The organism is Duganella dendranthematis, assembly GCF_012849375.1.
GTDB classification, from domain to species: domain Bacteria; phylum Pseudomonadota; class Gammaproteobacteria; order Burkholderiales; family Burkholderiaceae_D; genus Rugamonas; species Rugamonas dendranthematis.
In genome coordinates, this window is record NZ_CP051684.1 from 6,293,222 (window position 1) to 6,307,300 (window position 14,079).

The 14,079-nt window shown below is 62.4% G+C and carries 13 protein-coding genes; 4 read left to right on the forward strand and 9 right to left on the reverse strand.

Annotated elements, in window-relative coordinates; translation table 11 throughout:
- Positions 1-102 precede the first annotated feature (102 nt).
- Positions 103-1,299: an acyltransferase family protein gene (locus HH213_RS28825; RefSeq protein WP_169114618.1), complete on the forward strand. Its 1,197-nt coding sequence runs from the start codon at positions 103-105 to the stop codon at positions 1,297-1,299.
- On the opposite strand, the gene HH213_RS28830 is transcribed toward HH213_RS28825, so the two are convergent.
- Entirely contained in the window at positions 1,235-3,646 is a 2,412-nt protein-coding gene (locus tag HH213_RS28830; RefSeq protein WP_169114620.1) for a penicillin acylase family protein, read from the reverse strand. The two genes, HH213_RS28825 and HH213_RS28830, sit on opposite strands and share 65 nt — an antisense overlap.
- Before the next feature lie 12 nt (positions 3,647-3,658).
- Complete coding sequence (locus tag HH213_RS28835) at positions 3,659-4,621, reverse strand: bifunctional helix-turn-helix transcriptional regulator/GNAT family N-acetyltransferase (RefSeq protein ID WP_169114622.1); 963 nt, start codon at positions 4,619-4,621, stop codon at positions 3,659-3,661.
- 136 nt (positions 4,622-4,757) lie between these two features.
- Between HH213_RS28835 and HH213_RS28840 the strand changes: the two genes are divergently transcribed.
- From HH213_RS28840 to HH213_RS28850, 3 genes are all read left to right on the forward strand, one after another.
- Positions 4,758-5,261: a GAF domain-containing protein gene (locus HH213_RS28840; RefSeq protein ID WP_110849419.1), complete on the forward strand. Its 504-nt coding sequence runs from the start codon at positions 4,758-4,760 to the stop codon at positions 5,259-5,261.
- Positions 5,254-5,670, forward strand: a complete 417-nt coding sequence (locus HH213_RS28845; RefSeq protein ID WP_110849418.1) for a DNA-binding transcriptional response regulator — start codon at positions 5,254-5,256, stop codon at positions 5,668-5,670. Before HH213_RS28840 ends, HH213_RS28845 begins: the two co-directional genes overlap by 8 nt.
- An 87-nt stretch (positions 5,671-5,757) precedes the next feature.
- Positions 5,758-6,087: a four-helix bundle copper-binding protein gene (locus HH213_RS28850; protein WP_110849417.1), complete on the forward strand. Its 330-nt coding sequence runs from the start codon at positions 5,758-5,760 to the stop codon at positions 6,085-6,087.
- On the opposite strand, the gene HH213_RS28855 is transcribed toward HH213_RS28850, so the two are convergent.
- From HH213_RS28855 to HH213_RS28885, 7 genes are all read right to left on the reverse strand, one after another.
- Positions 6,084-7,370, reverse strand: coding sequence for a hypothetical protein (locus tag HH213_RS28855; protein WP_169114624.1), 1,287 nt, complete (start codon positions 7,368-7,370; stop codon positions 6,084-6,086). The two genes, HH213_RS28850 and HH213_RS28855, sit on opposite strands and share 4 nt — an antisense overlap.
- A 125-nt stretch (positions 7,371-7,495) precedes the next feature.
- Positions 7,496-8,434 carry a LysR family transcriptional regulator gene (locus HH213_RS28860; protein ID WP_110849415.1) on the reverse strand — a complete coding sequence of 313 codons (939 nt, stop codon included), beginning with the start codon at positions 8,432-8,434 and terminating at the stop codon, positions 7,496-7,498.
- A 56-nt stretch (positions 8,435-8,490) separates the two neighbouring features.
- Complete coding sequence (locus HH213_RS28865) at positions 8,491-9,444, reverse strand: glycoside hydrolase family 43 protein (protein WP_169115490.1); 954 nt, start codon at positions 9,442-9,444, stop codon at positions 8,491-8,493.
- Positions 9,445-9,483: 39 nt separating this feature from the next.
- Complete coding sequence (gene yjfF, locus HH213_RS28870; protein ID WP_110849626.1) at positions 9,484-10,473, reverse strand: galactofuranose ABC transporter, permease protein YjfF; 990 nt, start codon at positions 10,471-10,473, stop codon at positions 9,484-9,486.
- A gap of 5 nt (positions 10,474-10,478) precedes the next feature.
- Positions 10,479-11,513 (reverse strand): ABC transporter permease, encoded by a 1,035-nt coding sequence (locus HH213_RS28875; RefSeq protein WP_174864473.1) that lies wholly within the window; start codon positions 11,511-11,513, stop codon positions 10,479-10,481.
- A 46-nt stretch (positions 11,514-11,559) separates the two neighbouring features.
- A complete protein-coding gene (locus tag HH213_RS28880; RefSeq protein ID WP_110849413.1) occupies positions 11,560-13,110 on the reverse strand; it encodes a sugar ABC transporter ATP-binding protein in 1,551 nt (516 codons plus the stop codon).
- On the reverse strand, positions 13,110-14,075 hold the full coding sequence (locus HH213_RS28885; RefSeq protein ID WP_110849412.1) for an ABC transporter substrate-binding protein: 966 nt from the start codon (positions 14,073-14,075) through the stop codon (positions 13,110-13,112). The genes HH213_RS28880 and HH213_RS28885 overlap by 1 nt, the downstream gene beginning before the upstream one ends.
- Positions 14,076-14,079 lie beyond the last annotated feature (4 nt).

Sequence of the window (14,079 nt, forward strand, 5' to 3'; positions counted from 1 at the left end):
TGCCGGCTTCCAGCTCGCCCCACGCGCCACCCATTTCGCCCCATGACGCTGGACGCCGCACGGCCAGCTCCTTAATCTAAAGACATCACAAAGGAGCTATCAATGACCAAGCCACGCCTGTATTTCCTCGACTGGATCCGCATCTTCGCGTTCTTCGTGCTGATCTTCTACCACACCGGCATGTACTACGTAACCTGGGACTGGCACGTCAAAAGTCCCTACGCCAGCGACGCCATCGAACCGCTGATGATCCTGTCGTCGCCGTGGCGTCTCGGCCTGCTGTTCATGATTTCCGGCGTGGCCACCGCCTTCATGCTGCAAAAAATGCGCGTCGGCGCGCTGCTCAAGCAGCGTAGCTGGCGGCTGCTGGTGCCGCTGATCTTTGGCATGTTCGTCATCGTGCCGCCGCAGTCCTATTTTGAAGTGGTGGAAAAAATCGCCTACCACGGCAGCTATGCGGAATTCATGCGCCTCTACGTCAGCGGCTACCACGGCTTCTGCCGCGGCGACGACTGCCTGCGCATGCCGACCTGGAACCACCTGTGGTTCGTCGCCTATCTGTGGACCTACACCATGATCGGCGGCCTGATTGTGTGGCTGCTGGGCTCCCGCTTCCAGCGCGTCTCCGATGCGCTGGGACGACTGCTCAGCGGCTGGCGCATCGTCGTGCTGCCGGTGGCCGTGCTGGCGGCGGCGCGCTACCTGCTGGTCGACCGTTTCCCGACTACCCATGCGCTCACCAACGATTGGTACAGCCACTCCCAGTACTTCTTCCTGTTCGCACTCGGTGCGCTGCTGGCGATGCAGACGGGCTTCTGGGCCCGCGTTGACGCACTGCGCTGGACCAGCCTTGGTCTGTGGCTGTGCAGCTGGGCGCTGATCGTCTGCTACTGGTCGATCCCGGAAGCGCTGGCCACGCCGGAAGTGCTGCAATGGAAGCCGGTGATGCGCGCCATCTACTGCCTGTGCCAGTGGGCGCCGATCCTGACCGCGTGCGGTTTCGGTCACCGTCATCTGAACTTCGACAGCGCCAAGCGCCGCTACCTGACCGAAGCCGTATTCCCGGTCTACATCCTGCACCAGACGCTAATCGTCAGCATGGCGCACTGGATGAAGCCGATCAAACTGGCGCCGGGCATCGAAGGCGTATTCCTGATCGTGCTCACTTTCGGCATCAGCTTCGGCGTGTTTGAAGTGGTGCGCCGCATCGGCGTGCTGCGCCCCCTGTTCGGACTTACTTCACAAAAGTCAGCGTATGCTGCGCAGGCCCCGGCAGCAATGGCGACTCCCGCCCTGTAAGCCAGTCCATGCGGCCATCGAGGAAGTACGGCGACAAGGGATGGCCACTCTGCCCGCCCGGCATGTTGAAGATGCCCTGCTCCTCGTGGCCCGGCGACACCGTCAGCCGCTCCGACTGGCCGAAGGTCGGCCCGGCCACGCGCGGCATGTGCTGATCTCCGGCCAGCATGTCCGGCGCGACCTTCAGGTATTTGCCCAGCAGCGGCACGGCCGACGCCATCGGATGGGCACTGGCTGCGGTGTTGCGCTGACCCCAGGTGGCGTTCCTCAGCGGCTGGCCTTCCTTGGTCAGCTCCGCGATCACGCGGTCCAGCGCCGCCAGCTGCAAGGCCTCCCAGCTCGGATATTGCGGCGGCAGCCAGCCGGCCGGCTGCTGGTCCAGCAGGCGCGCCAGCACCACCGGCCAGCGCGCGCTGACCGCCGCCATGCTGGCCTTGGGATCGATCTGCGCCAGTTCCGCATTGACGCCGCCGTAGGTGATGTCATACACCGCGTACATGAAACCGCGCGTGATGCGGTAGCCGGCCGAATCCACGCTGGCCTTGCCGCTCCAGTTATCCTTCAGCAGCGCCAGCGCACCCGTGCGTTGCGCGTTGCCGGCGATGGCCTTGGCGTCCAGCGCGCCGATGGCACGCTCACGCCACGCGGTCAGGAACACGGCGCGGTCATCGAGGCCGATGGCGTAGACTTTCTTCACATCCGTTTTCGGGCCCAGCGCGGTCAAGTCGTCGCGCACCTGATGCGCGCGCGCGCCGAGGTCGAAGCCGCCGTCGCCTATCAGCGCCGCGCCGTCGCCGGCCAGCTGGCGGTTGTTGGCGGTGCCAAGCTGTCCTTGCGGCGGATTGACCACCTTCGGATACTCCGCCGGCGCCAGCCAGCCTTGCCACTGGCCAGCCGCATCGTCGGCCGTCAGCGGATAGGTGGACGCCGTGCCGGGCGTCGCACGCCGCGGCAACGGACCGGCGATGGTCCAGCCGATATTGCCCTGGTCATCGCCGGCGACGAAATTCTGCGCCGGCACGCCCAGCGTCGGCGCAATCGCCAGCGCCTGATCCAGCGTGTCGGCCGACTCCAGCTTGCCCGCATTGAAGTTGACAGCGCCCGGAAGATGCGCGCTCCAGTGCAGCGCATAGCTGCGGCCCTGCACCTCGCGGATCGGGCCGAGCGACGTCTCGCGCACCGCCAGCCTGACCGCCGGCGCGCCTTTGACCAGAATGGTTTCCTCCTGCACCACCGGCGTCTCCCATCCGGCCTGCGTGCGCACCTGGCCCGGTTTGGCGGCGTCGCTATCGAACGCGATCAGGTCCAGGTAATCGCCATAACTGTTGGTGAAGCCCCAGGCCACATGACCGTTACTGCCCACCACCACGAATGGCGCGCCGGGCAGCGTGACGCCGACGATGCGACGCTGGCCGCCCTTCCCATCTGGGAACTGCAAGGCGGCGCGATACCAGATGGCCGGCAACTGTATGCCAAGATGCATATCGTCGGCGACGATGGCGGCGCCGCTGTCGCTGCGCGCGCCCGCCACCGCCCAGTTGTTGCTGCCGACGGTATTGAGGAAGTCGGCCTGCGCCAGCCTGGCCGACTTGACCGAGTCGGTATCGCCGGCTTTTGGCTTGCCCCACCACGCAGGCGGCGCGGATGGCGTCACTACCTCGGCGTCGATCTGCTGCGCATCGAGCGGCGCATCCCATGGCGTGGACTCAGGCGCGAGGAAAGCGCGTTGTTCGTCGGTGGTGTGATCGCGGAACCAGCCGCGCGCCAGTTCGCGCGATTCCAGATTGCCTTGCAAATCGAAATACATGGCCCACACCACCAGCAGCGTATCGGCCTGCGTCCATGGGCGCGGTGTCGCGCCGACCAGCGCATATTCAAACGGCTTGGTCTTGAGCGCGTGCAGGCCATCGTTGACACCGGCCACATAGCGGTCCAGCAGCGCGCGGTCTTCTGCCGGCATGGACTTGAGCGCCAGTTCGCCGCGCGCGCGGAAGCGGTGCAGCCGATGCGCCTTGTCCAGCGCCAGCGCGCGGTCGCCAAACAGCTCGGACAACTCACCGGCCGCCACGCGGCGCAGCAAATCCATCTGGAAGAACCGCTCCTGCGCATGCACGAAGCCGGTGGCGTAGGCGACGTCGCCACGGCTGCCGCCACTGATGACGGGCACACCGTGCGCGTCGCGCGCGATGCTGGCCGTCGTGTCGATTCCGGGCGCCTGGCGCGTGCCGTCAAGCTGCGCCAGACTGCCGCGCAAATAAAGCCAGGCCCCGGCAACCGCCAGCACCAGCAAAATCAGCGCCGCCAATAAAATCCGCTTCGACCACTCCGCCAGTCTGCTCGTCCGCATGCTGTCCCCAATTTAGGATGAAGCTATGCATATTGCCATAAGATCGAGCTCCCACGTCTCATTGACCATATCTTTGCCGAAGGCGTGTACCGGCTCCTCGGCCACCAGCACGTAGCCCTTGCTCTGGTAGATATGGCGCGCCTCCTTCTGCTGGTCGGTGGTCCACAGGCGCATTTTGCGGTAGCCGGCTGCGCGTGCGAAGCGGTGGCATTCGTCCACCAGCCGCGATCCCAGTCCATAGCCGCGCGCCTGTTCCTCCACCAGCAGCAGCCGCAGTTTAGCCACGCCTTCCTCGCCGCTGCGCGCCAGCGCAATCGAGCCGACCGGCTGGCCGTTCATCTCGGCGATCCAGCAGTGTTCCAGCGCGGGATCGAAGTCGCGTTCAAAGTCGGCGCAGATCTGGCCGACCAGCGTTTCAAAACTGCGGTCCCAGCCCTGCTGCGTGGCATACAGCTCGCCGTGACGGCGCGTGATCCACGCCATGTCGCCCGGACGATGCGCGCGCAGCACGAACGGCTGGGCGTATTTGAGGCCGGACTCCGCGTCCAGCAGTTCGCGGATGGTGCGCATCGCGTCCAGCATGCGCAACTGGTCGGCATCGCCGAAGCGCGACAGCATGTCGCCCACCTCTTCCCGCGAGCGGCGGTCCAGCGGTTCGTAGACGGCGCGGCCGTGGTCTGTCAGATGCAGCAGCTTGGAGCGGCCATCGGTGGCCGACGGCACCTTGCTGACCAGGCCCGCGCTTTCAAACTTGGCGAGGATGCGGCTGAGGTAACCGCGATCCAGCCCAAGGTCGCGGCACAGCGCGGCCGATGGCTGGTCGCCATGGTTCGCCAACTCGTACAGCACGCGCATTTCGGTCAGCGTGAATTCGCTGTGCAGCAGGCCTTCGCGCAGCACGCCGATCTGACGTGTAAAGAATCGGTTAAACGAACGAACCGCCGCAACGCGGTCGTTAAAAACAGGGACAGGCATGACAACTCCAACAAACGATACAGGGCAATTGTGCGACACATTGCTGACTGAGTCAACAATCTTGCATGGCTCCGTGTAGCAGATAATGTTAGAGTAAGCTCAACACGACCACGCGGCCGTCGCGCCGTCTCACGCCATGTTAGCTGCACCCATACCCGACTACGATAAAGAGCGTCTCGCCGCCCTGCGAGAAATGCTGATCCTGGACACACCACCGGAAGAGCGCTTCGACAAGGTGGTGCAATTCGCGGCACAGGAATTCGACGTGCCAATCGCACTGATCTCACTGATCGACGAAAACCGCCAGTGGTTCAAAGCCCGCGTTGGCCTCGACGCCTGCGAGACTGGCCGTGATGTCTCCTTCTGCGCGCACGCCATCCTGCAACCGGACATTTTCGTTATTCCCGATTCACGCGCCGATGCGCGTTTTGCCGACAATCCTCTGGTGACCGGCGAACCGCACGTCATCTTCTATGCCGGCGCGCCGTTGCCGATGCCATCCGGCTTCGTCATCGGCACGCTATGCCTGATCGATCACCAACCGCGCACGCTGGACGCCACCGAAATGGCGATCTTCACCTCCTTGCGCGACCTGCTGCTGGAAGAACTGGCCAATCGCGCGGAGGCAGGCCATGCATGACGCGCCGTCCAGACACCTCAACATGCTGCTGGTGGAAGAACAACCACTACTGCGCAAAACCGTCTCCATGACGGCGCGCTCGCTGGGCCTGGGCACGGTGCACGAAGCGGCGACCGTGCAGGCGGCCGAACGCATGCTGCGCGAGCGCGCGTTTCAAGGCGCGGTGATCGCCATCGACTGCGGCGTGCAGAACGGCTGCCACTACAACCTGGAACTACTGGACAAGGTTCGAAACGGCATGTCGGCCAGCGACGCCGCGATCCCCATCGCGGTGATGGTCGACCAGGCCACCACAGACCTGATGCGCGAACTGCGCGACCGCCAGGTCAGCCGCGTCATCCTCAAACCCTTCCGCGCCAAGATTCTGCTGGAAGCGTTTGAGCAAATGTCGGGGGTCCGCGTGCGCTGAGACCCGGGCTGTCGCGAATTTGATAGGCAACGCACAGAAGCGGGCGAGCCGCGGGCCTAGCATGGTAGCTTCTTCAAAGGAGCGGCTATGAACGACATCCCAGACATGCAGGACTGCATTGACGCCTGCACCAACTGCCACCAGGCCTGCCTGCAAACCGCGCTCACGCACTGCCTCCAGATGGGCGGCAGGCATGTCGCGCCGGACCATTTCCGGTTGATGATGGACTGTGCCGCTATCTGTGAAACCTCCGCCAACCTGCAACTGAGCGGCTCCCCCTTCAGTGCACGCCTTTGCGCCCTGTGCGCAGACATCTGTCATGCCTGCGCGCTGAGTTGCCTGGAACTGGATGGCATGGAAGAATGCGCCCGCGCCTGTGAGGCGTGCGAACACACCTGCCGTGCGATGGCTGCCTAGATACCGAGGTGAGATGGCGTCATCAGATCGCGCCGGGTATTTGATACTTCGGGCGTGCTGCTGTCGTCAGTCAGGATGCCCATCACGTACTTCAATACCTGCGTGGTGCGGGTAATCTGCTCGTCTGCCGTTGCGCGCACCAGCATGCCATTGTGGTAGCCGATCTCGGTGTCACTGGAGCGGTCTTCGCTGACATGCTTGAAGTAGTAGTTTTGCGGGCCCTTGCTATTGTCCAGCGCCAGCGGCGTAGCGCCGAGCGACTCGTGGAAGCTGGCCTCCAGATGTGCGTGCCGCTTCTGCGAGATCGAGCGATTGCGCTGGCTGTCGCCGCTGATGTTGGTGCTCTGCGAGACCTGGTATGAGAACGTATCGACTTCATTCTGGCGCATCGGATTGGACGCGACCGGCGTGTTACTCATGGAAGCGTCAAAGTCCGGCAACCCGGTCAAAAGCGCGTGGTCGCTGTCCGACAAATTAATGGGGCGATTACTGACCGCAGTGGTCTCCGACGCCATACCCGTCATCTGCTGAAACGCCGACTTGAATGTGGCCAGCGTCGACTCATTGGCGTGGCCGCGAATACCCGCTTCGTCAAACTGCTTCAGGTACGCGTCCATGCCCACCTTGCGCTGCTGCGCATTGCCCATGCCGGCCAACTGGCGTAGGTCGACGCTGACATTAACTTTACTGTCCGGCCCATCCGAGGTGAACGACCGCTTCGCGTGATCGACATGAAAAGTCTGCGTTTGCGCCGGCATGGTACCAAACTGCGTTTTCGCCTCCACATCAATCGACGACACCAATGACGAATCGTAGGCCAGCAGCCCGGTGAAATCCAGCTTGGATCCATCCCGCATGCTGTCGATGGCGTTCTGGAAGCCGTCCGCCAGCTTGGCCAGTGCGGCGCGGTCAGCCGCACCAAGCTTGCTGCCACTGCTTACCTGTAGCGAGAGACTATTGGCTTTGCTATCCAGGTTGACCTTGACGTCGATACCATCAGCCATCTTGATGCTCAACGTGACTTGATCCCCCCCCGCTACCGGATCGGCATTTAACAGCGATACCGACTGCGAGAAGTTGTTCACGTCGCGCAGCGCGGCGGCGCCCAAACCGTCAAAGCGGTTCAACAGGGATTTTGAACCGTAATTGATGGTCATCAGCGACGTCAGCGGATCGCTGGATTTGACCTTCCACGTCAGCGCGCTGGCCAACGGTGCTTGCATGCTTGTCAGGCTGCCGGAAGATTCGACGCTGGACGCTTGCGCCCCAGTGTCAGCAACCATGGGAAGATTTTGTTGTTCCTGCGCCTTGAATACCGGAGGCACAGAGACAACGCTGCTACTTAAAGGGGATATGGTCGTCATAACCTATAGTAGCGACAAAATCCCTACCAAAGTTAAATCCGCCGTCAGTAGATCTCCTGCGCCACCTCGCGCACGGACTTGAGCAGCAGCTCGGCGCCCGGCGACAGGATGTGGCCATTGACGGTGATGATGCCGAAAGCGTCCATGCGGCACGGCAGCTCGATCGGCAGGATGTTCAGCACACCCTGCGACTCGTAATACTGCGCCACCGCGATCGGCATCACATTGAGCGCGTCGGTCTGCTGCAGCAGCGGTTTAATCAGCAGCACCGCCGTCGTGTCGACCACGTTGATCGGCACTTCCAGCCCCGCGCGGCGGAACATCAGTTCACAGCGCGCGCGCAGGATCGAGCCTTGCGGCGGCAAGATCCACGGCTGGTTGGCGATGTCGCGCAGTTGCAGGTTCTTGGACTTCATCAGCGGATGGCCAACCCGCACCACCGCGCATGCCGGTTCGTCGCCCAGCTCCTCGTAGCTCAATCCTTGCGCGCTTTCGCGTTCCGGAATACGGCCGATCATGAAATCGAGCCGGCCGCGCTGCAACTGCTCCAGCAGCACGTTGGATAGCTCCATCTCCACGCCGATGCGCAGCTTGGGCGCCAGCTGCTTGGTGCGCGTGATCGCCTTCGGCAGCAGAGAAATCCCCGGCGTCATGATGGTGCCGATGTCCACCTGCCCGGTCAGCCCAGCCTTGATGGCGACGATATCCTCGTGCGCCGCCGAGAGGCTGGTCAGCGCCATGCGGGCGTGACGTATCATCGTCTCGCCGTAAATGGTCGGCTCCATGCCGCGAGGCAGACGATCGAACAGCTGCACGCCCAGCATCTCCTCCAGATCCTTGAGCTGCTTGGACGCGGCGGGCTGCGTCATGTGCAACTCCTCGGAGGCGCGGTGGATGTTGCGTTGTTCGTCCAGCGCGATCAGCAACAGCAGCTGGCGCGTTTTGAGGCGCGCGCGCAGGAACCAGTTAGGGTTTGTATCCATAGGTAAATGATATCAGGTTCGGCATTGATTATTATTCAATGCCATGGTTATTGATATCACTTGCAAGCAGCACTAGGGTTGGCCGCAGGGCCTTCCTTGGTCTGCTTGATAAATGGAATCGTGCCGTCGGCGTTGTACGCAAACTCCTCCACCGCGACCGAACGGCGGTACTCGCCACCACCCGGCAGTTTGGCGTTGTGATAGATGATGTAGTTCTTGCCGTTGAATTCAACAATCGCCTGGTGGATGGTCTTGACCTTGACGTTCTTCGACATGATCACGCCACGATAAGTCCACGGGCCGGTGGCGCTTGGGCCGGTCATGTACGCCGTCTCCTCCGGGAATTCGCGCGAGTACGAGAGGTAGTAAGTGCCGTTATGCTTGTGCAGGTAGGACGCTTCCGTGAAGCGCTCGACGCCCACGGTATGGATCGGGCCATCCAGCTCGATCATATTGGCTTTCAGCTTGGCCCACTTCAGCACCGAGTTACCCCAGTAGAGATAGGCTTGGCCGTCGTCGTCCTGGAAGATCGCCGGGTCGATATCGTCCCAGGCGATCTGCGTTTCCAGCGTCATGTTGTTGGTGATAAGCGCCGAGCCGCGCGCGTCGACAAACGGGCCTTCCGGCTTGTCGGAAACCGCCACGCCGATGGCGCGGCCCGGAATGCTCGCGTGATCGACGGTGGCGTAGAAATAGTATTTGCCATCGCGCTTGGTGATGTCGGCCGCCCACGCATCCACTTTGCCGATCGCCCATTTAAAGGCGGACGGCTGGATCGGCGAGCCGCGGTCGGTCCAGTTTTTCATGTCGCAGCTGCTGTACAGGCGCCATTCCTTCATCACGTAATCCTTGTCGGCCGGCGTGGCCTGGTCGTGGCCGACGTACAGATAGACGGTGCCGTTTTCCACAAAGGCCGCAGGATCGGCAGTGAACACCTTGGGCAGGATGGGATTGGCGGCTTGCGTGACAGGCGCCAGCAAACCCGCCAGCACGCTCGCCGCAGCGAACATCAGACTTTTTTTCAAAATACTCTCCAGTGTCGTCGTTAATTATTTTTTATTGGCGCGCATCGTCATCACGCGTTGTACTACACAGAAGATGAACAGCAGGCCGCCGATCACAATCTTGGTCCACCAGGAGCTGAGCGTGCCGTCGAAGGCAATCAGCGTCTGGATCGCGCCCAGTACCAGCACGCCAGTCAGCGCGCCAGCCACGTAGCCATAACCGCCGCTGAGCAGCGTGCCGCCGATGACCACCGCCGCAATCGCATCCAGTTCCGTGCCCTGCGCGTGCAGGCCATACCCGGACAGCATGTAGAACGAAAACAGTACGCCAGCCAGCGCCGCGCAGAAGCCGGAGAAGGCGTAGATCAGCACCTTGGTGCGCGCCACGCGCAATCCCATCATCAGCGCCGACTGTTCATTGCCGCCGACGGCGTAGATGGCGCGGCCGAACGGCGTACAGTGCGCAACGTAGATGGCGGCGGCCAGCGTCACCAGCGCGATCAACGCGCCCGGTGAGATGAAGCAGTCGCCGATCGGCAGCTGCGTTTGCGACATCGCGACGAAGAACGGATCGTCGATGGTGATCGAGTTAATGCTGATCAGGTAGCACAAGCCGCGCGCCAGGAACATCCCGGCCAGCGTGACAATGAACGGCTGCAGCTTGAAGTAATGGATCAACGCACCTTGTGCGGCGCCGAACACGGTACCCAGCGCCAGCGCGATGCCGATCACCAGCAGCGGCGGCAAGTGCCAGGTCTGAAGCATGTAGGCGCAGATCATGGTGGTCAGCGCCAGCACCGAGCCGACCGACAGATCGATGCCGCCGGACAGGATGACAAAGCTCATGCCGACCGCGATCACCAGTAGGAAGGCGTTGTCGATCAGGAGATTGAACAGCACCTGCACCGACAGGAAACCGGGATACGCCGCGCCGCCAGCGACCAGCAAGACCAGCAACAGGAAGACGGTAATCAACGACGTGAAATAAGGCGACGAAATGATCGAACGCGCCGGCCCAGCGGCGGGAATACTCATGCTGCTCATTGTGCTTTACCTCCGCGGGCAGCCGGGAATGCGCGCCGCCACATGGTTTTGAACTCCGCCGACTGCGACACGCAAATCACGAACACCACCACCGACTTGACGACCATGTTGACCTCCGGCGGCAAGCCGATGGAGTAGATGGTGTAGGTCAGCGTCTGGATGATCAAGGCGCCGATCACGCTGCCGGCCAGGTTGAATTTACCGCCGGCCAGCGACGTGCCGCCCAGCGTCACGGCCAGAATGGCGTCCAGTTCCAGCAGCAGGCCGGCGTTGTTGGCGTCCGCGCTCTTGATGTTGGAGGTGATCATCAGGCCGGCCACACCGGCGCAAGCGCTGCAAAACACGTAGACGAAGAAGATCAGGACCGCCGTCTTCAGGCCGGCCAGACGCGCCGCCACCGGGTTGATGCCGACCGACTGAATGAACAGGCCGAGCGCGGTCTTCCGCATCAACAGCGCGGTGACGATAAACACGGCCGCCACGATGTACAGCGAGAACGGCAAGCCAAACAGATAGCCGCTGCCGAGGAAGAAGAATGGCTGGTAGTAGACGGTGATGATCTGGCCATCGGTCAGCAACTGCGCCAGACCACGCCCCGCTACCATCAGGATCAGCGTGGCGACGATCGGTTGCAGGCCAAGGCCGGCTACCAGCGCGCCATTCCACGCGCCGCACAGCAGCCCAGCGCCCATGGCGGCGGCCAGCGCGAGCCACATCGGCGTATTGGCCACGTACTCCGGCGTGCCGTTGTTCGTGACCATGGTGCCACCCACCAGCATGGCGGCCACGGTGCCGCTGATGGCAACGGTGGCGCCAACCGAAATGTCGATGCCGCGCGTGGCAATGACCAGGGTCATGCCAATGGCGGCCAGGATCAGTGGCGCGGCGCGGTTGGCGATGTCGATCAGGCTTCCGTACAGGTGGCCATCCTTGATCTCCAGGTGGAAGAAGCCGGGGACCATGATCAGGTCAATCAGCAGCAGGATCGCCAGTGCGGCCAGTGAACGAAATATGGGGTGTTGCACAAACATGGGCAGACTCGGTTTGGTTGACGCGCTGCCGGTGCGGGCGGCGGGACTATGCATGCTGGTCCCCTGCCGCGATCACGTGCAGCACGGTGGTTTCGTCGAGCGCGCCGCGCGGGTATTCGCCGCCTTGCTTGCGGTCGCGCATGACGACGATGCGGTCGCTCACGCGCAGCACTTCGGGCAGCTCGGACGAGATGAACAGGATAGACATGCCTTTCTTGCACAGGGCCGAGACGTAGTCCATGATTTCCTGCTTGGCGCGCACGTCGATGCCGCGGGTTGGTTCGTCCAGGATCAGCAACCGGGGATCAGTCACCAGCCAGCGCGCCAGCAGCACTTTCTGCTGGTTGCCGCCGGAGAGCGAGCCGATTGGCGTTTCGATGCTGGCAGTTTTGATGCCGAGCGCTTTGACGTATTCTTCCGCCAGTTGCTGCTGGCGTTTCAACGGGATGGCGCGCAGGATGCCCATGCGGGCTTGCAGCGCCAAGATCAAGTTTTCGCGCACCGACAGTTCGAGGATTGCGCCTTCGTGCTTGCGGTCTTCCGAGCAGAAGCCGATGCCGGCGGCGATGGCGTCGCGTGGGGAGGAGAAATTACGCTGCTTGCCGTCGATCGTGATCGTACCGGTATCCGCCTTGTCCGCGCCGAACAGCAGGCGCGCCGCCTCGGTGCGCCCGGAGCCCAGCAGGCCGGCGAGGCCCAGCATTTCGCCTTGGCCGATTTCCAGATCCATCGGCTGCAAGGCGCCCTTGCGGCTCAAGCCGACTGCACGCAAAAAAGCGCCGAAGCGCGTGCCGCTGCCGACAGGGGCTTGCGCCGCATCCGTGTCGGCGACCGCGGGTGCCTGCGCAACGGCCGGCGCACCCACCATCTTGTTGACCAACTCAACGCGCGACAAATCGGCGGCCAGGTATTCCCCTTCCCGCTCGCCATTGCGCATCACTGTAATCCGATCCGAAATTGCATAGGTCTGATCAAGGAAGTGCGTCACAAACAGAATCGCCATGCCCTGCTCGCGCAAGCCGCGCAAAACGTTGAACAGTAAATCCACTTCCTTCTCATCCAGCGAGGAAGTCGGCTCGTCCAGAATCAGCACCTTGGCAGACACCAGCAACGAGCGCGAAATCGCCACCATTTGCTGAATCGCCAATGGATACTGCGCCAGCGGCGCCGTCACATCGATCCGAATCTGCATCCGCTCCAGCAGCGCCGTGGCTTGCGCCGCCATGCTGGCCCAATCGATGCGTCCCAGCTTGCGCGGATAACGGCCAATGAAAATATTCTCCGCCACCGACAAATTCGGGCAGAGATTCACTTCCTGATAAACAGTGCTGATGCCATGGTGCTGCGCATCCAGTGTGGACTGCGGCTGTATCGGCTGGCCAGCCAACAGAATCTGGCCCTGATCCGGCGCATACACGCCGGTCAGCACCTTGATCAGGGTCGACTTGCCGGCGCCGTTCTGGCCCATCAGCGTGTGCACCTCTCCGGGATACAGATTGAGCGACACGCCACTCAACGCCTGCACACCGGTGAAAGCCTTGCTGATGCCGCGCAGCTCCAGCACCGGGTTCGCGGGTGCGGAAGAATTCATCGTCATCAGTATTTACGGTTCGGGAATTCCTTGGCTGCGACGTCGGCCGGGAATACGCCTTCTTGCGTCACAACGCGCTTGGGTACAGGCTTGCCCGCGACAACGTCCTTGGCCAGCTGCATCAGCTGAGGACCGAGCAGCGGATTACACTCCACCGTCACGTTCAGCTTCCCGGCGATCATGGCCTCAAACGCGCCCTTCACGCCGTCGATGGAAATCACCAGGATATCCTTGCCCGGTTTCAGGCCGGCTTCCTCAATCGCCTGGATCGCGCCAATGGCCATATCGTCATTGTGCGCATACAGCACATTGATCTTCTTGCCCTCGGCTTTCAGGAAGGCTTCCATCACTTCCTTGCCCTTGGCGCGGGTGAAGTCGCCAGTCTGCGAGCGGATCACCTTCAGCTTCGGATTACCGGCGATGACTTCTTCAAAGCCGTTCTTGCGGTCCAGCGCAGGCGCCGAGCCCACGGTGCCTTGCAGTTCGACGATATTCAAAACGGCATCAGGCGTTTTCTTCTGACGCTCCACCAGCCAGCGGCCGGCGCGACGGCCTTCTTCTACGAAGTCCGAGCCGAGGAAGGTCACGTACAGCGACGGATCGCTGACCTTGACCGCGCGGTCGGTCAGGATCACAGGAATCTTGGCGCGCTTGGCTTCCAGCAGCACCGTATCCCAGCCTGATTCCACCACCGGCGAGAACGCAATCACGTCCACCCGCTGGGCAATGAAGGAGCGGATGGCCTTAACCTGGTTTTCCTGCTTTTGCTGGGCGTCGGCGAATTTGAGGGTGACGCCTTCCTTCTTGGCGGCGTCCTTGATCGAGACGGTATTCGCGGTGCGCCACTCACTTTCGGCGCCGACCTGCGAGAAACCGATCACCAGTGGCTTGGCGGCGAAGGCGGATGGCACGCTGAGTGTGATGGCGGCGGCCAACGCGGTGACCAATACGGTTCTGCGATTGCATGTCATGGCA